Genomic DNA, 23629 nt, shown 5'->3' on the forward strand with positions numbered 1-23629 from the left:
TTACCACCTGGCTGCCATCGGAGCTAAAGTGGCTGATAAGACTGAGTTTTTAAATGTCTTTTTAAAGTGAAGAGTTTAAGGCCTCGGCATGAAAAGCGATATGATCGCTGATAAAACTGGCTATATAGAAATAACTATGGTCATAGCCTTCATCCATAGATAGCCTGATGGGGTAATTCACCTTATCACACGCCGACTTGAAATGATTTGTCAGTAATTGCTGCTGCAAGAAATTATCCGACAGACCCTGGTTAATCATAACAGGCAAGACACGATCGTATGCCTGATTCTCAATTAACACAGTGGCATCGTAGGCAAGCCATGAGTCCTGGTTGTGCCCTAAATAATGAGTAAACGCCTTTTGCCCCCATGGGCACTGACTGGGGTTTACGATCGGCGCAAAAGCTGAAATTGACTCATAATGATTGGCATTGTTCAGACCAATCACTAAGGCACCGTGGCCACCCATAGAATGCCCTGAGATTGATTTTTTACCGGTAACGGGAAAGTTGGCCTCGATCAGAGCTGGAAGTTCGTGCACCACATAATCGTACATCTGATAGTGCTCAGCCCATGGCTGCTCTGTTGCATTGACATAGAAACCGGCCCCTGAACCCAAATCCCAGGCGCCTTCAGGATCGTCTGCCACATCCTCTCCACGAGGGCTGGTATCTGGACAAACAATAGCAACACCATGCTCTTGCGCAAACTGTTGGGCTCCCGCTTTTGTCACAAAGTTTTGATCCGTAGAGGTAAGACCTGACAGCCAATACAGAACCGGCAACTTTTCGGACTCGGTTTTACTGGGTAAATAAATCGAGAACTGCATAGTGCAGCGGGTAGTGTCAGCTTCATGCTCATACTGCAGTTGAACGCCACCAAAGCATTTAACACGAGATAATTCTTTCATAGCTGGTTTTGTCTGTTGATTCACTTAAAAAGTATCTGGCGAGTGAGTAGAATTCATGACGCCCCATTCACTCATTTGTCAATATTCGATGACGGTGCGAATCGATTTACCTTCATGCATCAGCTCAAAGGCTTTATTAATGTCTTCTAACGGCATTGTATGGGTGACCATTTCGTCGACTTTAATTTCACCCGCCATATATTTTTCAACATACTCTGGCAGTTGCGTCCGCCCTTTAACCCCGCCAAAGGCGCTGCCGCGCCAGACACGGCCTGTGACTAATTGAAAGGGACGGGTACTGATTTCCTGACCAGCGCCAGCGACACCAATAATCGTCGACTCACCCCAACCTTTATGACAGCACTCCAGGGCACTTCTCATGGTTTCAGTTCGACCGATACACTCGAATGAGTAATCCACTCCGCCGTCGGTGAGTTCCACAATCACTTCTTGAATGGGTTTATCGTAATCTTTTGGGTTGATGCAATCGGTTGCGCCAAGGTCTTTGGCCATTTGAAATTTATCGGGATTAATATCCACCACTAAAATACGTGCGGCTTTGGCCATCACAGCGCCTTGAACTGCCGACAGGCCAACACCGCCCAGACCAAATATAGCCACCGTAGCTCCCTCTTCCACCTTCGCTGTATTCAGCACAGCACCAATACCGGTAGATACACCACAAGCTAACAAACAGACTTTATTCAATGGTGCGGCCTGGTTGATTTTTGCCACGGCAATTTCGGGTAATACCGTATGCTCTGCAAAGGTTGATGTCCCCATAAAGTGATAAATGGGCTGCCCATCTTTTGAAAAACGCGAGGTTCCATCGGGCATCAGGCCTTTGCCCTGTGTTTCACGAATGGCCTGACAGAGATTGGTTTTACCGGAGGTACAAAATTTACATTTGCCACATTCCGGAGTGTATAGCGGGATAACGTGATCACCCACCGCGACGGAAGTAACTCCTTCTCCTACAGCTTCTACAACACCCGCACCCTCGTGACCCAATATACAGGGAAAGATACCCTCGGGGTCCTCACCACTCAGGGTAAAGGCATCGGTATGACATACGCCGGATGCTGTTAATTTTACCAGGACCTCACCAGCCTGAGGTTCTTGAAGGTCAACTTCCTCAATAGTGAGAGGCTTGCCTGGCCCCCAGGCGACAGCTGCACGTGTTTTCATGGTTATACCTTTTTAAGTTGGACAATAACTGAAACTACCTGGCTTTTCTCAAACTGCTGCCGAGCTCAGCAAAATTGTAATGAGAATGAGTCCTGAAATGAAGGTTTTTCCTTTTTTTCTTGTAGAGTGATGGGTCCAGTCTTACTGGTTTGGTGTATTCAGTCAGAATTGCTTCGAACTTATATTTGGAAATCGTATACTTCGAAAAACATCTCATATTTTGGATCAATGCCTAAGTATTTTCTTGAAGCTGAGAATATTCTAAAGTAAGGACGATCATCGGAATTGCTTAAGGTTGAAAACAATGTAGGCAAAATCTTCTGGTTGAAAATAGCTTTAGAACAGGATTTGTTTTTTCTTGTTTTGATTGTTTTATTAAATGATGGTTCTATTTTTTTTAATTCTTTTGTCATTTCTTTTATTTCATCTTCCCTTTCTTTAGAAAAAAGTGATGGCAAATTATTCTCCTGATAAAACAAAATCAAATCATTGGTTTTTTTTAAGCTTTTTTTATTTTTGGCTATTGTAGAAGAGTCACCATTCAGCCATTGGTCAAGACTAAACGCATCTACCATCGACTGTAATATATGAAATCTGTTGTCTTTCCTCAGAATAACAAATTCATGAGAATATACTTTTACATCATTGTCTATGTGGCTGATTTTGTGTGAAAAAGCATAATTGTTTTCTGGATTGCCATTGATGTATTCCTTGTATAATTGTTGTTCGTCAAACATGAAGGTATGAGTTACTGAATACCTTTCTTTTGAGAGATGTTTTTCAAGAACTGATACCGTTGTGTGGCATACATTTTCATTCTTTAGTTCATTGATACTCAACTCTAATGGAGATAAGGTGGCAGCTTTTGCTTCTACGGGAGGCTTTTCAGGCATACATTGTGTATCTGCAGTTAATGTTTCAGAAGCAGCATGAGACAAAAATCTACTGTCTTCCTTAACCTCATTATGAAGTGAGACGCATCTTGAAAAGACAGAGATAGTTTCATCTAAAGTTTCTTTAACAAGCTGTGATTCTTTCTCTGGCGCAATTGATTGGGTTGCACCTTCTGAGGGAGAAATATTGAGTGACAAAGGTTCACTCTCGTTATGTACACTGATGTCTCTACCCATACTGACAACAGTTAGTGTTTCTGATGGCGGTTGATTAGATGTTGATGGGGTGGTGCTGTCAATACTGGATTTGTTATTTATTCCGTTCATGCTTTCATCACTTCAAGTAAGTATTTGTCCTCGATCAGGGGCTAAATCCTTTCCACCTGTCACAGCTAAATCGGCATAGAGAGGCAAACAAAAGGATCAGTAATTTACTCTAAACGGTATTTGTTTTGAATAATATTCAGGCGCTAATCTAACGATCCTTATTGATTCTGAAGGGTATCTCTCTAGAGCACCAGGTAAAGATTGGAAAAATATATCAATCGGACCATGCTTACTTATACATCTACCACCTCCGATATAAAACAGACTATGGATCAATTCTTCATTTGAAAATAATTGCAGAATATCTCCGATGCATAGTTTTGTTTTATCATATGTATGAATAGAAGCAAAAGGAAGTTTTTCATACCACCCATTGAATTTCATATCCTTTTGTTTATCCATACCAAATGCCAAATAATTTACAAGCTGATGACAGACACCCTGAGAATCAATTTCTTTATTTTCAAGAGGCAAAACCGTTTTGCAAACATTCTCAAAGCCCTTTGTAAAGAGACAGGACAGCCTGCTTTTTATTTGATTCAAATAACATGAATCAATATTTGCTTCCTCAGTTAAAGGCAAAGAAACCAAACATTCTTCCTTTAAAATAGGGGTATGGGCTGGCACTTTATAATGCTTAATTCCATTCAAAGTAAAAGGTAAAAGTTTAAGCTCCCAAAACACAAGAGTTTCTTCAGCGTAGATTTCTGGATTGTCAATTTGTTGAAAAAAGGTTGTTCCATCGCATTTTTGGTTAGCATAGAATATTTCCGTGTGGTGCTCTTCATCAAGGAACAAAAGTTTATTGGCGGAGTCAACCTTTGTTTCTGATAAGGATTTCCCTTCAACCTGCGATGGGTGGCTTTGATCAGCTACTCTAAACGGTATTTGTTTTGAATAATATTCAGGTGCTAATCTAACGATCCTTATCGATTCTGAAGGGTATCTCTTCAGAGCACCAGGTAAAGATTGGAAAAATATATCAATCGGACCATGCTTACTTATACATCTACCACCTCCGATATAAAACAGACTATGGATCAATTCTTCATTTGAAAATAATTGCAGAATATCTCCGATGCATAGTTTTGTTTTATCATATGTATGAATAGAAGCAAAAGGAAGTTTTTCATACCACCCATTGAATTTTATATCCTTTTGTTTATCCATACCAAATGCCAAATAATTTACAAGCTGATGACAGAGACCCTGAGAATCAATTTCTTTATTCTCAAGAGGCAAAACCGTTTTGCAAACATTCTCAAAGCCCTTTGTAAAGAGACAGGACAGCCTGCTTTTTATTTGATTCAAATAACATGAATCAATATTTGCTTCCTCAGTTAAAGGCAAAGAAACCAAACATTCTTCCTTTAGAATAGGGGTATTAGCTGGCACTTTATAATGCTTAACTCCATTCAAAGTAAAAGGTAAAAGTTTAAGCTCCCAAAACACAAGAGTTTCTTCAGCGTAGATTTCTGGATTGTCAATTTGTTCAAAAAAGATTGTTCCATCGCATTTTTGGTTAGCATAGAATATTTCCGTGTGCTGCTCTTCATCAAGGAACAAAACTTTATTGGCGGAGTCAACCTTTCTTTCTGATAAGGATTTCCCTTCAACCTGCGATGGGTGGCTTTGATCAGCTTTTAAGTGATTAGTTGCTAATTCTTTTGGTACTGACTCTTTAGTGCCCGAAATGTCTGATTGCGCTAAAGCAGGGCCAAGTTGTAAGTTTGTTTCTGTCACTGGGTTCATTGTCATAGACTCCGTAATATTTTTATAAGTTCCCGATCAGCTGGCTTCGCATTCCTGGAAGGCGGCTTTTTCGTCCTAATGCATTTCAGGCTTGGTTGTATTGACAGATAAAACGAACAGTAATTCATTATTTTGTTAATTAATACTAACCATAAAGTAAGCCAGAATAACAAAGAGTGGCATAGAAAGGATGACAGTTGCGCCGTTACTGATGACCCAGAGCATAAGCAACCTGTTTGCCATACAATGGGCACAAGTATGATTGCAATGGATTACTCACGGTATGTTTGAAACCATAGATGCTCTCAAAGCCCAATTGGATGCCCTCAGGCCCCTGCCAAAAAACAGTGTCCAGTCGCTCCATGAAGCAATGATGCTTGAGTGGACTTATCATTCCAATGCGATAGAGGGTAATACCTTGACTCTCAAGGAAACCAAGGTGGTTCTTGAGGGTATTACTGTTGGCGGCAAGTCAATCAGGGAGCATTTTTAAGCCATTAATCACCGGGAGGCCATTGAGTGGGTAGAGTCTGTAATCGCAAGAGATGAGCCATTCAGTGAACGACTGATTAAGTCTATTCATCAGTTGCTATTAAAAAATATTGATAACACTAATGCGGGTTGCTATCGACAGGAAAATGTAATGATTGCAGGTGCTCAACACATACCTCCTGAACACCTGCACTTGCAGTCGTTAATGACGGAACTGGTGGATGGCTATGAAAATCAGGATTACCACCCTGTTGAGAGGGCAGCGAGACTGCATGTTGATTTTGCAGGAATTCATCCTTTTGTCGATGGCAATGGCCGTACAGCCCGCGTGCTGATGAACTTTGACTTAATGAGCAGTGGCTATTTACCCGTCATTATCAGAGCGGAGAACCGTCTTGCTTATTATGAAGCTTTGGATAAAGCTCATACCAGCCAGTGCTATCAAGACTACATATTAATGGTCGTTGAGGCAGAAGAGGACGCTTTTAAACGCTATCTCAGCATTGTTAGTTGAATTGGAGTATTTCAGTTGGGCTTCCTTAGCCAAAACAGAAGCCTTGTGGGGTTTAATCACAAGGCCAGGCTCCATCATTCTTCTGAAACACCCGGAAATTTGAATCCCTGGCAATCAGTCTTTGTAGTTCTGGAATACCAGACAAGCGTTGGTGCCACCAAAACCGAAGCTGTTAGACATGATGCGGTTCAGTTTCTGCTCGCGAGCTTTGCCGACCAGAATGGGCAGATCCCTGGCTTCCGCGTCCAGGGTCTCTACGTTGGCTGAAGCTGCAATGAAGTTGTGTTTCATCATCAGCAGACAGTAGATAGCCTCCTGCACACCAGCCGCTCCCAGAGAGTGACCAGAGAGGGACTTGGTGGAGCTGATGGTAGGCATTTTGTCACCAAAGACCTCTTTCAGTGCTTTCAGTTCTGCTACATCACCAACGGGAGTCGATGTACCGTGGGTATTGATGTAATCGACAGGACCAGCAACCGTTTCCAGAGCCAGACGCATGCAACGGGAAGCCCCTTCACCGGAAGGAGCAACCATGTCATAACCATCAGAAGTAGCGCCGTAACCCACGACTTCTGCGTAAATTCTGGCACCACGGGCTTTGGCGTGCTCCAGTTCTTCCAGAACCACCATGCCACCACCACCGGCAATGACAAAGCCGTCACGGTCAGCATCGTAAGCACGGGAAGCTTTTTCCGGGCTGTCGTTGTACTTACTGCTCAGTGCGCCCATAGCGTCGAACAGGCCGGTCTGTGACCAGTGCTCTTCTTCACCACCGCCCGCAAAGACAACATCCTGTTTGCCCAGCTGGATCTGTTCAACGGCGTTACCGATACAGTGAGCACTGGTAGCGCAGGCAGAAGTAATGGAGTAATTGACGCCTTTGATCTTGAATGGGGTCGCCAGGCAGGCAGATACTGTGCTGCCCATCGTGCGGGTTACACGGTAAGGGCCCACACGCTTGACACCTTTTTCACGCATGATATCAGCGGCCTCGACAATGTTTTCAGATGAGGCACCACCGGAGGCAGCAATCAGGCCGGTTCTTGGGTTGGAAACCTGTTCTTCTGACAGGCCGGAATCTTCAATAGCCTGCTTCATGGCGATGTAGGCGTAAGAAGCCGCCATACCCATAAAACGCTGGGTTTTACGGTCAATATGTTCGCTAAGGTCAATGTCGACGGTGCCGGAAACCTGACTGCGAAAGCCTTTTTCAGCGTAGCTTTCGTTAAAGCGGATACCGGATTTTCCCTGTTTAAGACTGTCGGCCACGTCACTCTGGGAGCTTCCCAGACAGGAGGTAATGCCGATCCCTGTAACTACAACACGTTTCATTAATCTAAACCTGAATTATCCGAATGAATCAGAATGCGTCGGTGCTCTGGAAAAGGCCTACCCGGAGCCCATCGGCAGTATAAATCTCACGTCCATCGACGCTGACAGTACCATCAGCAATACCCAGCGCCAGTTTGCGGCTGATGATACGCTTGATATTAATCTGGTAGGTCACTTTCTTATTCGTTGGTAGAATCTGGCCGGTGAATTTGACCTCACCGCTGCCCAGCGCCCTGCCACGACCGGGATTACCCATCCAGCCCAGATAAAAACCGACCAGCTGCCACATAGCGTCCAGACCCAGGCAGCCTGGCATCACCGGATCGCCCGGAAAGTGACAGTCGAAGAACCAAAGGTCTGGGGTGATATCCAGCTCGGCAACGATCTCGCCCTTGCCGTATTTACCGCCTTCCTCAGAGATCCGAACGATACGGTCCAGCATCAGCATGTTGGGTGCTGGCAGTTGGGCATTGCCTGGCCCGAAAAGCTCACCCTGTGAACAGCGGAGCAGGTCGTCTTTATCGAAGGATTGTTGCTTCATTCGTTCATTATTCCTGGAAAATGCCATGGTCAGCCTCCCAAGACAGGGGTGACATGGGTACGTCGACTCCCCTTCAGGCTGATCACTGATCACGGGAATTCATTACTATCGTTCCGGTGTGCACTATACCACCGGTCTAAGACTCTCATCATCGAATTCTGTTGAAATTAACAAAAAAACAACAGATGTGGCAGCTCTCGTGACATTTAATCAAGACCTGACCTTAATGGTCAGGTTTTTTTATGCCTTGAAAAACGCAATACCGACTTATGCACTAACTTATGTACTTAGCCCATGCAATAAACGTTTCAGGTATTGTATTATTTATTTGAATCATTTCTCCTAGACTTGAGGGTCAAAAAGATGGTTCTTGACTCATGGCCTGCCCAATAGGCTGATTTGCACCGGATCAAGAGAAATAAAGCCGAAGTTATAATGATGACGCCGAATAACGATAGCAAGCAGTATACCATAGCCATCCTGGGTGGAGGCAGCTTTGGTACGGCACTGTCTGATATATCAGCTCACAACGGCCATCAGGTTAAACTCTGGATGCGCAGTGAAGAGCAGGTAAAGGGGATTAACCAGGATCATATTAATCATCGTTATCTGCCAGATTTTACCATTCATCCTTCGGTTCAGGCTTCTACTGATATCGAGGCCGTGGTCTCATCTGCAGATCTGGTTCTGATTGCCATTCCCAGCAAATCCTTCCGTTCAGTGGTTCAGATGGCAGGCGATGCACTGGAAGGCAAAATGGTGATCAGTACCACCAAGGGGATCGAACCGGTTACCTTTGACCTGATGAGTGAAATTCTGAATGAGGAACTTGACTCAGTCAGAGTGGGTGTTCTCAGTGGCCCCAACCTGGCCAGGGAAATTGTCGCCAAGGCAGTGACGGCAACCGTGATTGCAAGTGAAGATATTGAGTTGTGTGAGATTGTACAGAAGGTGCTGCATTCGGATTATTTCAGGGTCTATTCCAATCGGGATGTCTATGGCGTTGAACTGGCCGGCGCCCTGAAAAATATCTATGCCATCGTCTCGGGTATCGGGGCGGCCATGGGTATGGGTGAAAATACCAAGAGTATGCTTATAACCCGCAGTCTGGCAGAAATGAGTCGTTTTGCTGTCAAGCTTGGTGCAGACCCCATGACTTTTCTGGGACTGTCCGGGGTAGGGGATCTGGTCGCCACCTGTACTTCCAGTCTCAGCCGTAACTTCAGGGTTGGTTATGCTCTGGGTCAGGGGAAAACCCTGAAAGAAGCTGAAGCTGAACTGGGTCAGGTCGCCGAGGGAGTGAATACCTTACAGCAGGTCAGGCAAAAAGCGGTTGAGCTGGAAGTCTATATGCCGATCGTTGAAGCATTGCACATGGTTATCTTCAAAGAGTTTGATGTCAATCAGCTGGTACGCGGTATGATGCTTCGTGAGCAGAAAACCGATGTCGAATTTATGGTCAGATGAAGGGCTGGAGGGCTTTCCTTCCTTATGTTGTCATTTAACGACGCATATCCATTAACAAATACGGCGAGGGTTTTTTTATGGATGAGAAAGTGTTAGACAATCTGAAATCAGAGTCCCGATGGCTCAGACTGTTGTTCATGGTGTTGTTTTACATGCTGGCCCATATTGTCGGATTGCTGATTCTATTGATTGCCATTATTCAGGTGGTTCACGGATTTATTAAATCCGAACCGAACGCACGGTTGCTGGATTTCACAGCCGGCCTGAACCAGTATTTCTATCAGATTATCCAGTTTGTTACTTATAACGCCGACACCAAGCCTTACCCATTCAGCGACTGGCCCGGAGAGAAAAAGCCTGTCAATGATGAGGAAGATGTCTGAAGTTGTGTTGAGTAGTTCAGGTTTATCTATCGTTTCATCCAAAGCTGTTTATACCGTCGTATAACAGTTCATTCAGGCAGGAAGGTATTGAAATGAAACTGATCATAATGCGTCATGGACAGGCCAGCTGGTCGGTGCCAAATGATCAGGAAAGACCTTTAACCGATATGGGTCAGCAAGAAGTGCTCAGCACAGCCTCGAAGCTGACCCATCTTGGCATCAACAGGGTACTGGCCAGCCCTTATCTCAGGGCTCAGCAGTCCGGCAGGATTCTGGCAGAAACGCTGGGATGCTCTCTGGAAACACTGGATTGCATTACTCCAGATGACGATCCGATGGCTGTGATCTCAGAACTGCCTGCTCGAGGCAATATCGCTCTTGCCAGTCATATGCCTCTGGTAGGCACTTTAACCGGACTGCTCTGCGAAGGATCGATTCATCAGGGACCCGGCTTTATGACTGGCAATGCAGCTGTACTTGAAATGGAGCTGCCCGGCCCGGGGTTGGCGACATTGGTTGAGATGATCGTGCCCTGAAGTTGCGCCCTGAAAGTTGTGCCCTGAAAACATTCCGTTCTTCGCCACTTTGGCTACTCTTCCTTCAGGCCGCTTTGGTTAAACCGCTTTGTTTTAAAAGATGGCAAAGAACAGCGGACCGCAAGATAAACATAGCCTTATCGTGAGCTGTGGATTTTTGCCTGGATTTTTTGGCTCGTAACACTTTAGCAGGTATGCTTGGCGGCATTTTTAATCCTGCGTTATCGCAGTTGCAGGACGTTGAACAGGACAGGTTAACTCGAGAATGCCATTACTAAGATTTGACAATATCAACCTTGCCTATGGCGATCATCCCTTGATGGATGGCGCTGAGTTTCAGATACGTAAAGGTGAACGGGTCTGTTTGCTGGGGCGTAATGGTGCTGGCAAGTCCACCATGATGAAGCTGGTATCCGGCAAAATCGATGCAGATGATGGTAGCATCTGGCGAAAGCCAGGTATGCGTATTGGCGTTCTGAACCAGGATCTTCCTGAGCAGGATGAGAAAAAAGTTTACGATGTCGTGGCTTCCGGCCTGGAAGAAGTGGGCGATTGGATCAGTCAGTTTCACCAATTGTCCCAGAATATTCAGTCGGATGAAGATATAAAAGCTCTGGAAAAAGTTCAGCAAAAGCTGGAAGCCGCTGATGGCTGGAGTCTTCAGCAAAAAGTAGACACAGTGATGCAGAAACTGGGTTTGCCGGAAGAGAAGAAAATGAAGGAGCTTTCCGGTGGCTGGCGCAGAAGGGTAGAGTTGGCAAGGGCACTGGTGTGTGAACCTGATCTGTTGTTGCTGGACGAACCCACTAACCATCTTGATATTGTTGCCATTGACTGGCTTGAGAAACAGCTGCTTGATTTTCAGGGCGCACTTCTGTTTATCACTCACGATCGTTCATTCCTGCAGTCTCTCGCTACCCGGATTGTCGAACTCGATCGGGGTATCCTGACCAGTTGGGACTGTGATTATAAAACTTACCTGGACAGAAAAGCTCACGCACTGGAAGTGGAAGCGGAACAGAATGCGCTTTTCGATAAAAAGCTGGCTCAGGAAGAAGCCTGGATTCGCCAGGGTATCAAAGCACGAAGAACCCGTAATGAAGGCCGTGTCAGAGCGTTGAAAGCGCTTCGAAATGAAAGAATGGAGCGCCGGGTAGTTCAGGGTAAGGCAAGCTTCTCTCTGGAGCAGGGCGGTAGTTCCGGTAAGCTGGTGATGGAAGCCAGAGGGGTTTCAAAGTCCTGGGAAGGTCGGCACATTATTAAAGATTTTGATCTCAGGGTGATCCGGGGAGACAAGATTGGATTGATTGGCGCCAACGGTGCTGGCAAATCAACATTATTAAGTATTTTGCTGGGGCAACTTCAACCTGAATCCGGTTCTATCAAGGAAGGTACCAAGCTGGAAGTAGCCTACTTCGACCAGTTGAGAAATCAACTGGATCTTGAAAAAACGGTTATAGATAACGTGGCTGAAGGCCGTGAGAGCATCATGATTAATGGAGCCAGCCGACACGTGATCAGCTATCTCGGAGATTTCCTGTTCCCGGCTAACCGTTGTCGTGTTCCTGTAAAGGCTTTGTCTGGCGGAGAGCGAAATCGTTTGCTGCTGGCAAGGTTGTTCAGTAAGCCCGCTAACCTGCTGGTCATGGATGAGCCAACCAACGATCTGGACGTCGAAACGCTTGAGCTCCTTGAGTCATTACTGGTGGACTTCCAGGGTACGGTGCTGTTGGTCAGTCATGATCGTGAATTTCTCGATAATGTGGTTTCCAGTACCCTCGTATTCCAGCCTGACGGCAGGATTAAAGAGTATGTGGGTGGTTTTGAAGATTGGCTCAGACAGGGAGGCGAGGTCAGTGATCTGGTTGCTGAACCGCAAACCAGTAAGCCAGAAAAGAAGGCTGAACCTGACATTCAGTCCCGGTCAGAACCGAAAAAGAAAAAGCTCAGTTACAAGCTTCAGCGTGAACTGGATGCTTTGCCGGGAGAACTTGAAAAGTTGGAAGAAGAGTTGATTCAGCTAGAAGAAACTATTGCCGATCCTGCCTTCTATCAGAGCGATCAAGAAGTCGTTCAAACTACTCTCGCACGTTTGGAAGCCGTCAATCAGGATATTGAACAGAAGATGGAGCGTTGGGAAGAACTAGAAAATATGAGTTGAAAATGTTCAGTGTTAAGTGTGGAGTTAACAGTCGTTAATGTGCAGTCCTATATCTGCCAGCATTTAACTCACAACTTCTGTTCTTATTAACGGTTGTTGTATTCTTTCATTGGAGAGGGTTACCGGTTTATGTTTAATGTTCCAACAAAAAACAAAACCAAATCAAAAGTAACCCCCAATGAATCAGAGCCACTCTCCTGCCGCTCAATACAAGCCAGCATTATTAGAGCTTGCTGATCACAATAATCTTTCCCGTGCATGCAAAGTCACGGGAGTATCACACAGAGCTGATCGTTCAGGGAAAAATACGCTGTGTTTGTACGTTCATGCAAATTATCGAATCAGGCAGAGTGCTCTTTAAGGAGAACAGGTCGTCTGAGTCTTATCTGACGCCATAGGCGACAATCAGCCGATGAGTGTTTAGATCAGATATTGGTGAGCAGCACATAAAATTGAGCATTATTACGATCCTTGGACTAGCCTGCGAGAGGCTTTTGAAAGCTTCAGGAGGCAGAATGATAAGCCACTCGATTACTCAATTGTCAAAAACAGCAAGGTCATCAAAATTTTCCCATCGTACCAAGGCTACTCAGCTAGTCGCAGGTACCCTTGGTAACATTGTTATGGCTTGCTCCTGCCCGGCAATGCTGGCAGCAAACCCTTTTTTTACGCCATTCGATGAGAGATTTGTTGAAGAAAAGGGGGTAAAAGAGTCTGACTACTTATCCGCTTTAATTAACCATAATTCCCTTACGGGGAGGGTTCCTTTAGCCACCCCTAATGATACTAATTTTATCTTTGCCATGAACGCCGGGAATAAGCATGGCATAAATAAGAGTAAGGGTCGGAAAGAACCGCAGGGAGCTGGAGCAACGCAGATGCAGCCATTAATGGACCTTCCACTCTGGCCAATGTCCCGTGCACAAATCGCTGAAATTATCCGGAAATTGAATTTAGGCCTCTCAGAAGACACTATAACCACTCTATTGAACAATGTTCCGGAAATGCCTCCCGGTGATAACCTGACCATTGCAGGCATGATTGAGCAAGTGAAGACGAGTCTTCAAATTAACTTTGACCAAAATCAGAATGCAATCCTGGAAACTTTATCTTATATTCAGGGGACTGAGACCCCTGTTAATCCGAGCAATTCAGAACATCAACAGCGCCTTGCCTGTTTGTTGCTGGCTTACTATGCGGCCATAAATACAAGCACTGCTTCCCCTCACAATGCCCATGCTTTTTTTACTTCATTTCTGCTTCACGCCGCTGATATGGCTGGAATGTCCGGATTCCTCCACCATCTGCACATAGCTCAACTGTTAGGTAGAGATAAACCGGTAAAAGATAAAGTTTTTTTGAAAGAAAATGTTGCAATATCATCTTTGGTATTCTCTGGTCTGAAAATCTTAGAAACAGAACGCATCAAGTTTTTGCAACTAGTGCTGGATCCATCAGAGTCTGAGCAAGTCAGTATATCAGTCGATGCAATACTAAGAGAAACAGCCAAACTGCTCAACGATGGCATCGACAGGAACGGAATGTCGAGCCATAAGCGACAGCTAAAATCATCCGAACGAATGCTGGAACTTATAGAAGAATATGGTGAAGATAAACCTGAATTAATAGCCTGGAATTATCATTTCCTGAACTTAGTTAATGTCGTATGTCTGATACTTAACCCTTTCGCGCCAGAATGCGAATGTCCGAATGTAACTATTGAAAATATAGAGGATTATTTTAGAGAATCAGGTAAGAGTACGACCTTTTATTCCGGTAGAGATAAAAGAAGGGATTTACTTGAAGAATTAAAAAAAGTATCAATGGACATGATGCTTGATCAAAAAAATCAAGATGTTAAATCATTTAAGAAATTGTTTTTATACATAAAAATATATTTAGCGCAACAATTGAACTTAAATTTTACTGATGAAAATGATTGCGACACCTTAGTGGAAACCCTTGCTATTGGATTTAGGGCTCTATTGGAACAATCATATGATTTATTGGCACTGCTTCCTGATAAAGCTATCGGTTCCAATGATACTGAGCAGGTTGATGAAGTCATGCATGACAAGGCAGCTAAAGAACATGAAGGAACAGAGCCTGGTGAAGAAGAGAAGAGAAAAAGAAACCAGAAAAAACGAATAAAGTACTTAAAAAAACTCGTCGGATGGCTTGAATATTACTTTGGTAGTAGTGAAATGGTTCCTGATCCTACTGACAGTAGTGAATCTGAAAAAAGTGATACTGACAGTAGTGATTTTGACAGTAGTGATTTTGACAATAACCCTGACTGGACTGATTCAGACTGGATTGATTCAGACGGGAGCGATGTTGACACACCGAAGCTGCAACTCAGTAAGTGAAATGTTTGCAGTTACAAAAAGAATTTGCCGTTCCTGGTAAACAGCTGGCGTTTTCCCGTTAAAGCATCATCCGGTGGAGAGCGTAACCGTCAGGAAAAATTCGCTGTGTTAGAACGTTCATGCAAATTATTGAATCAGGCAGAGTACTCTTTAGGGAGAGCATTAAGGAGAGCAGGTTACCTGACGCTAAAGACGACAATAAGCCGGTGAGTGTTTAGATCGGATATTGGTGACCCATACATAAAATTGAGCATTATTGCAATCCTTAGACTAGCCTGCGAAGGGCTTTTGAACGTTTCAGGAGGCAGAATGATCAGTCACTCCATTACTCAATTACCAAAAACAACAAGGTCATCAAAATTTTCCCATCGTACCAAGGCTAAACAGCTAGTCGCAGGCACCCTTGGTACGGTTATTATGGCTTGTCTCTGCCCGGCGCTGATGGCAGCAAACCCTTTATTAATAACGGTGGATGAGAGGTTTTTTGGAGGAAAGGGAACAAAAGAGTCTGACTACCTATCCGGATTGATTAACCATAATGCTCTGAAAGGATGGTTCCCTTCAGTCACCGGGAATGATAATGATCTTATCTTCGTCATGAATCATGGCAATGATCAAGGCGAAGATAAGAATGAGGATCAGGAACAACCGCAGGGAGCTGGAGCACCGCAGATGCAGCCTTTAATGTATCTTCCGCTCCCGCCGATGTCCCGTGAACAAATTGCAGAAATTATCCGGAAATTGAATACAGGCCTCCCGGAGGACACTTTAACCATTCTGTTGAACAATATTCCGGAAGCGCCGCCGGGTGATAACCTGACAATTGCAAGCATGATTGAGCAAGTGGCGTCTTCTCTCCACGTACAGGTTGATCAAAATCAGAATGCAATTCTGGAGACTCTGTCTCATATCCGGGGTACCGGGTCTCCAGTCAATCTGAATAACAGGCAGCAACAACAGAGCTTCGCATATTTGATGCTGGGTTACTATACTGCCATAAATTCAAGTGCTGCTTCGCCTCAAAGTGCCTGTGCTACTTTTACTTCATTTCTGCTTCACGCCGCTGACATGGCTGGAATATTCAGACTTCACTTAAAAAAAGATAAACTACTGGGTAAAGATAAACCGATAAAAAATAAAGATGTTTTAAAAGAAAATGTTGCTAAATCATCTTCAGTATTTTCTGGGCTGAAATATTTTCAAACAGAACGGATTAAACTTTTGCAACAATTAGAAAATGCCTCAGAGACTGAGCAGTCTGATATCTCGGTCGATGCACTATTAAGAGACGTTATCAAACTGATTAACCGTGATATTGACAGGAACGCAATATCGCTTTATAAGCGACAGCGAAAAACAGCTGAGCGAATGCTGGATCTTATAGAGAAATATGGTCGAAATGAGCCTGAACTAGTAGCATGGAGTAATCAGTTTTTTAATTTAATTGATATCATGAGCCTGATGCTTGACCATTTTGCTCCAGAATATGAAGATCTAAATGGACATATTGTCGACATGGAGGATTATTTTAGAAGATCAGGTAAGAAGACAAGCTTTCACTTCGGCATATACAAAAAAAAGGAATTGTTTAAAGAATTTCAGAAAGTCATAGTGGATTCAATAGTTCACCAGGAAAATCAAGATCCTGAATTATTTAAAAATTTGATTCGAGACATAAAAATATATGTAGTACAAAAATTACACTTAACTTTTACTGATCAAAATGATTGCCTGGTTATAATGGTAACCCTTACTACAGGATTCAGGGCTCTTCTGGAACAATCATATGAGTTATTGGCAGTGCTTAGTGATACAACTATTGGCTCTGATTCCACCAGGCAGACTGATGAAATCGTACATGACGAGATGGCAAAGGTACAAGAAGGAAAAGTGCTTAGCAAAAAAGAGAAGAGGAAAAAACACCTGCAAGAACGGCTAAAGTATCTTGAAGAGCTCGTGCAATGTCTCGAGCATCTCCTTGGCAGGAGTAAACTGTTTTCTGATTGTCCTTACAATAGTGAATCTGAAAGTTGTGATTCTGACAGGGAAGATTCTGACAGGGAAGATTTTGATGAGAGTGATTCTGACAGGAGTGATTTAGGCCGGAGTGATCTTTTTACACTAAAAGGTGTAACTCAGTAAGAGAAATGTTCGCAAGTACGAAAAGAAGATAACAGACTGTCAGCGAGTTGATGCAAAATCATAGGAGCACCCAGAGACTCTTATTGTCTTGTTAAATTGCTCGTCAGGAAAGTGCTGTTGAAGTTTTGCCGGTTAAATCCAGGAAATTCCAAAGCAAAAAACAGCTGACTAGATGTAGCTGCTTGCAAACAAGAGCGGCTTTGCCTGCAAACAAGGGGCATTTTGTGCCCGAATTAACTGAGAATAAAAGTCCGGTCATGCTCTCATTAAGTGAGAATATGCCCGAATTAAGTGATAACAGCCTGAAAACAGCCCGTCTTGCCCACATTAAGTGAGAATAACTCAAATACCTTGCTGTACCTGCCCTACAAGTCATGCAGTTCTTTGTTCATGGCTTTAGCTCCAACGCTTTACCAGTTCTTTGGCGAGCCTGATATCTCGCTTCTGGGAAGCCTTGTCACCACCGCAGAGCAGGATAATGAGTTCGTCTGTGCAAGTGTGCAGGGAGGCCGGTTTTCACGGCACTGTTTCATGTTACTGGTAAAGTAAAACTATATTGATGAGCGAGGCGCAGTGACATGACCCATACGCGCTACGGTGTGTAATAGACGGAAAACTGCCAATGTGCTACGGTGTAATTATCTTGTAACACATAAGGACACAACCATGAGCGAGGCAACTTTTACCTTCCGGGTCGATGACGCTTTGAAAAGCCAGTTTGCCCAAGCGGCCAAATCTAGCGACCGTAGCGGGGCGCAACTTCTCCGTGACTTCATGCGGGATTTTGTACGGCAGCAGCAGGAGGCAGCAGAGCATGACGCATGGTTTCGGCGCGAAGTTCAGGCAGGCATAGACTCGGCCAATGCGGGCGAGCTAATAGTCGCTGAGGACGTGGAAGCCGAAGCTGCCGCATGGCGAGCAGAAACGCAGCGCAAACTGTTAGGCTCTAGCTCGTGAGGCTGGTCTGGACCAAACCGGCCAGCCTCGACCGAAAAGATATCCGGGAATACATCGCCCAGGATAACCCGGCCGCTGCCCTCGCCCTCGATGAGTTGATATCGGAAAAGGCTTCGCGGCTGGTCTATCACCCTGGCCTTGGTCGCCCTGGGCGTGTTACGGGAACGCGAGAGCCGATTGCGCACCAGAACTACATTTTGATTTACGACATAACCCAAGACTTGGTGCGCGTGCTGCGTGTTCTCCACACTGCTCGACAGTGGCCGCCAACCCGTACCTGATAAGAAACCGTCTATTCGCTTTCCCTTGATATTTCTGCACTTGACGCAGGTATTACTGCCATAGAGCGTTTCCCCGATTTATGAAATTTGCACGATAGTAGTGTCTGAAAAAACGATCGTTTTTCCAGACTGTATCCCATTGAAACACCTTCTTCCAGGCACCTTGAAAAATAGTATAAATTCGTCGTTTATCTTTTAATCGTCTACCTTTCTCATGAACAGTTGAGTATTCCCTACTATTGTGAGCGGCTTGCGATGAAAATTGGGTATGCCCGAGTCAGTACCAGTGACCAGAACCTGACCTCTCAAATTGATGCACTCAATGCTGCCGGTTGTCAGAAAGTATTCCAGGACATTGCCTGTGGAGCCCGGGCGGAGCGTCCAGGGCTGGATAGTCTGTTAGATTCGATCAGGCCGGGGGATTCTCTGGTCATTTGCAAGCTGGATCGACTGGGACGATCCTTGCGTCATCTGGTCGGTCTGGTGAGTCAACTTCATGAACAGAATGTCGGATTGGTGAGTCTGAATGACCCCGTTGATACCTCGACTCCACAGGGAAGGCTGAGCTTTAACCTATTTGCGGCTCTGGCTGAATTTGAACGGGAGATTATTCGGGAACGAACCCGTATCGGTTTGGCTTCAGCAAGATTACGTGGCCGAAAGGGAGGCCGTCCGAAAGGGCTTTCACCTCAAGCCCAGAAAGTAGCCTGTGCTGCTGAGACACTGTACAAGGAGGGGCATCTGACGGTGGATGACATTGCCAGCCAGCTGGGCATTTGCAAGTCCACCCTGTATTCCTATCTTCGCTATCGAGGTGTACCCATAGGTAGCGAAAGTGTTGAGGGGGTTGTGCCCCATGAACAGAAAAGCGATACCCTCTGAAGCCCTACAGGATATTCATCGGAGACGGTTGACCCTCTCGCCTCGAAGCCCTGAAAAGCGCACCATTATCCGGGAAGCGGCTGAACTATACGGGGTTTCTCAAGCCAGTCTGTACCGTGCGCTTCGGAAAATCGGGAAGCCAGCTTCAACAAAACGAAGTGATTGCGGTCTGCCCCGGGTTATGTCTCATAAGGAGCTGGAGCGTACTGTGAGGTTATCGCCGCCATTAAGGTCAGGACCTGTAATAAAAAACAGCGCTGCCTGCCAACCACTCAAGCCATCAAGCTACTGGAAACCTTTGGTGTGGAAACAGACCAGGGCTTGCTGAAAGCCTCACCCGGACAGTTGAAGCGCACAACGATTGAAAAATACCTCCGCGAGTGGGGATATGATCGGGCCACACTTTCCCGACAACCCCCAGCCGTCCGTTTTCAGGCCCTGAAGAGTAATGAATGCTGGCACTTTGATCTGAGCCCCTCAGACCTAAAGCACATCAAGCGGCCATCTTGGATTCGAGATGGTTCGGGCTCGCCTACCCTGATGATTTACAGTGTTGTGGATGATCGCAGTGGTGCAGCTTACCAAGAGTATCATTGTGTTTATGGTGAAGACGTGGAAGCCGCTTTGCGGTTTCTGTTCACGGCTATGTCACCGAAAGAGAGTAACGACTTCCCTCATGGGATTCCGGACATGATTTACATGGATAATGGACCCATTACAAGAAGCCAGGTTTCCACCGGGTGATGAGTTATCTCAACAAGCATTAACGGTGTGAACTACCTGTTGAGTTCGGAACTGGCGGGTGAAACAGCGGTCATCTGGTGGGGGCTCTATGATGAAGAACTGTTTGTTGAACATCAGGGTAAACGGTTCGGTCCTTTCTATCCGTCCGGAGGCCCTATACCTCTGCATAAGTATCGAGCCCAAAAGAAAACGGTTCGAGAAGAGCGCGCTGATCGCATTGAAGGACTGGCCAAAGTGCTGTCTCTTCCCGATGCGGCTTATCAGGAAATGGGGTTGCCAACAAAGCTGTTGTCTTTGGAGTCAGAAGATCAACCTGCTTCTGTGCCATTTCAGGTTCAAGACCCCTTTACAGAATACCATTGGCCAGACTCACTGACGGCGCGCAGAGCCATAGCAGATTACATTGGCATGCCACTGGCCCGAAAAGGGGTGGCCGAATGCAACGGAATCAGTGGCCGGATACTAACGGAATGGGTGGCCGAATGTTAACGGAATTGGTGGCCGGATGGCTCCGGAATACCCACACACCCTCAAGGAAATCCGACACCATATAAAACACGGTTGCTTGATCGCGCTGGCAGGGATTGTAGGGTGTGGGAAAACCCGGGTGTTGAGGCATGTCCATAGTCTGCTCAGTAAAGAGAAGGATATTCTGGTCAGTCAATCGCTCTCTGTTGAAAAAAATCGGCTGAACCTGGGAACCTTGATTTCAGCCTTGTTCTGCGACCTGAGACGCAGCAAGAACGAAAAAATCCCTTCACAACCTGAACAACGAGAAAGGGAGTTGAGAGACCTGATCAAGAACAAGAAAAAGCCTGTGGTGCTGTTTGTTGATGAAGCCCATGACTTGCATGGTAAAACACTGATTGCACTGAAACGGTTGATAGAAGTGATTCAGGGGGCGGGCGGAACGCTCTCCATTGTTTTGGCTGGTCATCCCAAACTGTCTAATGACCTGAAGCGGCCTACCATGGAAGAAATTGGAGCCCGGGCCACTATCTTTATGCTGGAAGGGGTTCAGAAGAACAAACCGGAATACATACAGTGGCTGTTCAAACAATGTTTTGAAGGCAAAACCAAAACCGACACCATTATTCAGCCTGAAGCACTCAACTATCTGGCTGACCACCTCTCAACGCCCCTTCAGATCAACCAGTATCTGGGGATAGCTCTTGCGGAAAGTTATCGGGTCGGCATCCAGCCCATCACAGCAGAGCGGATTACTTCAGTGCTGGCCGTTGACCTTAACAGTCCTGAAGCCCAGCTTATTCGCCAGGGATACGATATTCGGGCTTTGGCTGAAGTCCTTGATATCAAAGCAAGTGAAGTCCGGAATTTCATCAAAGGCAATCTGCCAGCAACACAACGGGATGAACTCATGACCCAACTTCAAAGCCAGGGAATCAGCCTGTAGGCTCCAGCTATCAAAGGGTCAGCTTATTCTCATTTAATGTGGGCAGGGCGGTCTGTTTGCAATCTGTTATCACTGAATTCGGGCACATTCTCACTTAAAGTGAGCATAGCCAAGCCCTTATTCTCAGTTAATTCGGGCACGAAAGGGCCTCTGTTTGCAGGCAAAGCTGATCTTGTTTGCAAGCAGCTACAACTAGATCGAAGAGCGAACCCGGCAGTGAAAATTTTGCTTTGCTCGGACGTACATTTAAATGAGGATAAAAATTACCGCCTCTAAAATAGCGGGCTATTTGACGAAGAAGAAGGGGTTTTTATGCCTGTTCATTGCAACCAGATGACTGCATGGGTTCAGGAACTAAAGCAATGCAGGAGTAGTTAGCGAAAAGGACGGGCTTAAGTCAAACAAGCTCCTGAAATACAAAATTGAGCATAGTTGTGATCCCTGGACTACTTTTCGAGAGACGTTCGAACACTTGAGGAGTTAGAGTGATCAGCCACTCCATAACTGAATTACCAAAAACAACAAAGTCATCAGTATTTTCTTATCGTACCAAGACTAATCAGCTAGTCGCAGGTTTCCTTGGTATTATTATGACTAGCCCCTGTATGACATTGCTGGCAGCAAACCCTTTATTAACGTCGGTGGATGAGAGGTTTTTTGAGGGAAAGGGAACAAAAGAGTCTGACTTCCTATCCGATTTGATTAACCATAATGCTCTTACAGGGAGGTTTCACTTAGTCACCCCAAATGATACCAATCTTATCTTTGCCATGAACACCGGGAATGAGCTAGACGTCAATGAGAGTCAGGTTCAGGAACAACCGCAGGGAGCTGAAGCAGCGCAGATGCAGCCTTTGATGAACCTTTCGCTGCCGCCAATGTCCCGCGAACAAATTGCAGAAATTATCCGCAAATTAAATCCAGGCCTATCAGAAGACACTCTAAACACTCTGTTGAACAATATTCCGGAAATGCCCCCTGCTGATAACCTGACCATCGCAAGCATGATTGAGCAAGTGAAGTCTAGTCTTCGCGTTGACGTTAACCAAAATCAGAATGCAATCATAGGAGCTCTATCTCATATCCAGGCTACCGAGTCTCCTGTCAATCCGAACAATTCGCAACAACAGATGAGTCACACATATTTGCTGCTGGCTTACTATGCAGCCATAAATTCAAGTGGTGCTTCTATGCGCAGAGCCCATGTTTTTTTTAATTCATTCCTGCTTCACGCAGCTAACATAGCTGGAATATCTATTCTTCACAGACAAAAAATTAAACTATTAGGTGGAAATAAACCGATAAAAGATAAAGATGTTTTAAAAGTTAATATTGCAAAATCATATCCATTATTCTACGTTTTGACGTCTTTAGAAAAAGAACGCTTTAGGTTTTTGCAGTATAAAGATCTATTTGAGGATCCATTTGAGGATCCATTTGAGGATCGCTCAGTAGAATTGGTCGATATCATACTAAGTGACGCTACCAAACTGCTCAATCATGAGATTGATAGGAACGAACTATCAATGTGTAAGCCACATATAACGTCAGCTGAGCAAATGCTCGATCTTATCGAAGAATTTGGTGAAGATGAACCTGAATTAGTAGCCTGGAATAATCAGTTCTTGAGTTTAATTGATCTCATAGGACTGATGCTTGACCCTTTCGCTTCGGAAAATGCAGATTTGTTAGAAAAGATTGATAACATAGACAGCTATTTTAAAAAATCAGATAAGAGGACAACCTTTATCTCTCACGCGAGTGGAAAAAGTAGGGAGTTACTAAAAGAAATAAAAAAAGTAATAGTAGACGCAACGTTCGACCAGGAAAATCAAAGTCATAAATCATTTAAAATAGTCATTCAATACTTAAAAAGCTATTTAGCGCGACAGCTGCACGTTACTTTTACTAATAAAAAGCATCATCAGGTTATAGTGGAAACCCTCACCACAGGATTCAGGTCCCTGCATGAACAATCATATCAATTATGGTTACGGCTTTCTGTTACAATTAATGATATCTCTGAGCAAGCTGGCGAAGCCGGGTATAATGAAGCGGCAAAAGGAGAAGATCTTGGTAGAATAGAGAGGAAGAAAAAATACCTGCAAAAACGCCTAAAATACTTGAATGAATTCGTACAATGGCTCGATTGGTTCTTTGGTAGCAGGACATGTGTTCCTGATTACACATACAGTAGTGAATCTGAAAGAAGTGATACTGATCTTAGTGATTCCAGAAGTTACTCTGACGGGAGTGAATCTGAAAAGGATTGACATTGACTCGCCAGAAGGTGCAAATCAGTATGTGAAATGTTCGCAAGTATGAACGGATGTTCCAGATCCCG

21 protein-coding genes are annotated in these 23629 nt (G+C 44.9%); 15 read left to right on the forward strand and 6 right to left on the reverse strand.

Going from position 1 to position 23629, the window contains the following annotated elements; translation table 11 throughout:
- Positions 1-61: 61 nt before the first annotated feature.
- The 4 genes from fghA to P6910_RS11935 form a co-directional block, all read right to left on the reverse strand.
- Complete coding sequence (fghA, locus tag P6910_RS11920; protein ID WP_317146460.1) at positions 62-910, reverse strand: S-formylglutathione hydrolase; 849 nt, start codon at positions 908-910, stop codon at positions 62-64.
- A gap of 78 nt (positions 911-988) precedes the next feature.
- Positions 989-2098, reverse strand: coding sequence for an S-(hydroxymethyl)glutathione dehydrogenase/class III alcohol dehydrogenase (locus P6910_RS11925; protein WP_317146461.1), 1110 nt, complete (start codon positions 2096-2098; stop codon positions 989-991).
- A 179-nt stretch (positions 2099-2277) separates the two neighbouring features.
- Positions 2278-3318: a hypothetical protein gene (locus tag P6910_RS11930; RefSeq protein ID WP_317146462.1), complete on the reverse strand. Its 1041-nt coding sequence runs from the start codon at positions 3316-3318 to the stop codon at positions 2278-2280.
- 96 nt (positions 3319-3414) lie between these two features.
- Positions 3415-5070, reverse strand: coding sequence for a hypothetical protein (locus P6910_RS11935; RefSeq protein ID WP_317146463.1), 1656 nt, complete (start codon positions 5068-5070; stop codon positions 3415-3417).
- Between the two features lie 283 nt (positions 5071-5353).
- Here P6910_RS11935 and P6910_RS11940 point away from each other — a divergent pair, with 283 nt between their 5' ends.
- A complete protein-coding gene (locus P6910_RS11940; RefSeq protein WP_317146464.1) occupies positions 5354-5563 on the forward strand; it encodes a hypothetical protein in 210 nt (69 codons plus the stop codon).
- Between the two features lie 42 nt (positions 5564-5605).
- Positions 5606-6076: a Fic family protein gene (locus P6910_RS11945; RefSeq protein WP_317146540.1), complete on the forward strand. Its 471-nt coding sequence runs from the start codon at positions 5606-5608 to the stop codon at positions 6074-6076.
- 114 nt (positions 6077-6190) lie between these two features.
- Here P6910_RS11945 and fabB read toward each other — a convergent pair whose 3' ends face one another.
- Positions 6191-7408, reverse strand: coding sequence for a beta-ketoacyl-ACP synthase I (gene fabB / locus P6910_RS11950; RefSeq protein WP_317146465.1), 1218 nt, complete (start codon positions 7406-7408; stop codon positions 6191-6193).
- A 28-nt stretch (positions 7409-7436) separates the two neighbouring features.
- A complete protein-coding gene (gene fabA / locus P6910_RS11955) occupies positions 7437-7949 on the reverse strand; it encodes a 3-hydroxyacyl-[acyl-carrier-protein] dehydratase FabA (RefSeq protein WP_317146541.1) in 513 nt (170 codons plus the stop codon).
- 435 nt (positions 7950-8384) lie between these two features.
- Here fabA and P6910_RS11960 point away from each other — a divergent pair, with 435 nt between their 5' ends.
- The 13 genes from P6910_RS11960 to P6910_RS12020 all read left to right on the forward strand — a co-directional run bounded on the left by P6910_RS11960 (position 8385) and on the right by P6910_RS12020 (position 23558).
- Positions 8385-9416, forward strand: coding sequence for an NAD(P)H-dependent glycerol-3-phosphate dehydrogenase (locus P6910_RS11960; protein ID WP_317146466.1), 1032 nt, complete (start codon positions 8385-8387; stop codon positions 9414-9416).
- 77 nt (positions 9417-9493) lie between these two features.
- Entirely contained in the window at positions 9494-9799 is a 306-nt protein-coding gene (locus P6910_RS11965; RefSeq protein ID WP_317146467.1) for a DUF4389 domain-containing protein, read from the forward strand.
- Positions 9800-9891: 92 nt separating this feature from the next.
- Complete coding sequence (gene sixA / locus P6910_RS11970) at positions 9892-10335, forward strand: phosphohistidine phosphatase SixA (RefSeq protein ID WP_317146468.1); 444 nt, start codon at positions 9892-9894, stop codon at positions 10333-10335.
- Between the two features lie 265 nt (positions 10336-10600).
- The gene (locus tag P6910_RS11975; protein WP_317146469.1) at positions 10601-12496 is read left to right on the forward strand and encodes an ATP-binding cassette domain-containing protein; all 1896 of its coding nucleotides are present in this window, start codon (positions 10601-10603) and stop codon (positions 12494-12496) included.
- Between the two features lie 515 nt (positions 12497-13011).
- Positions 13012-14865, forward strand: coding sequence for a hypothetical protein (locus tag P6910_RS11980; RefSeq protein WP_317146470.1), 1854 nt, complete (start codon positions 13012-13014; stop codon positions 14863-14865).
- 309 nt (positions 14866-15174) lie between these two features.
- The gene (locus tag P6910_RS11985) at positions 15175-17007 is read left to right on the forward strand and encodes a hypothetical protein (RefSeq protein WP_317146471.1); all 1833 of its coding nucleotides are present in this window, start codon (positions 15175-15177) and stop codon (positions 17005-17007) included.
- 666 nt (positions 17008-17673) lie between these two features.
- A complete protein-coding gene (locus P6910_RS11990; RefSeq protein WP_317146472.1) occupies positions 17674-17964 on the forward strand; it encodes a hypothetical protein in 291 nt (96 codons plus the stop codon).
- A complete protein-coding gene (locus P6910_RS11995; RefSeq protein ID WP_317146473.1) occupies positions 17961-18245 on the forward strand; it encodes a type II toxin-antitoxin system RelE/ParE family toxin in 285 nt (94 codons plus the stop codon). Before P6910_RS11990 ends, P6910_RS11995 begins: the two co-directional genes overlap by 4 nt.
- A 255-nt stretch (positions 18246-18500) precedes the next feature.
- Positions 18501-19127, forward strand: coding sequence for a recombinase family protein (locus tag P6910_RS12000; protein ID WP_317146474.1), 627 nt, complete (start codon positions 18501-18503; stop codon positions 19125-19127).
- A 303-nt stretch (positions 19128-19430) separates the two neighbouring features.
- Positions 19431-19871, forward strand: coding sequence for a hypothetical protein (locus P6910_RS12005; protein WP_317146475.1), 441 nt, complete (start codon positions 19431-19433; stop codon positions 19869-19871).
- A gap of 27 nt (positions 19872-19898) precedes the next feature.
- Positions 19899-20360, forward strand: a complete 462-nt coding sequence (locus P6910_RS12010; protein WP_317146476.1) for a hypothetical protein — start codon at positions 19899-19901, stop codon at positions 20358-20360.
- A gap of 16 nt (positions 20361-20376) precedes the next feature.
- Entirely contained in the window at positions 20377-21285 is a 909-nt protein-coding gene (locus P6910_RS12015) for an AAA family ATPase (protein ID WP_317146477.1), read from the forward strand.
- 485 nt (positions 21286-21770) lie between these two features.
- A complete protein-coding gene (locus P6910_RS12020; RefSeq protein ID WP_317146478.1) occupies positions 21771-23558 on the forward strand; it encodes a hypothetical protein in 1788 nt (595 codons plus the stop codon).
- Positions 23559-23629 lie beyond the last annotated feature (71 nt).

This window comes from Endozoicomonas sp. 8E, from assembly GCF_032883915.1.
GTDB lineage: Bacteria > Pseudomonadota > Gammaproteobacteria > Pseudomonadales > Endozoicomonadaceae > Endozoicomonas_A.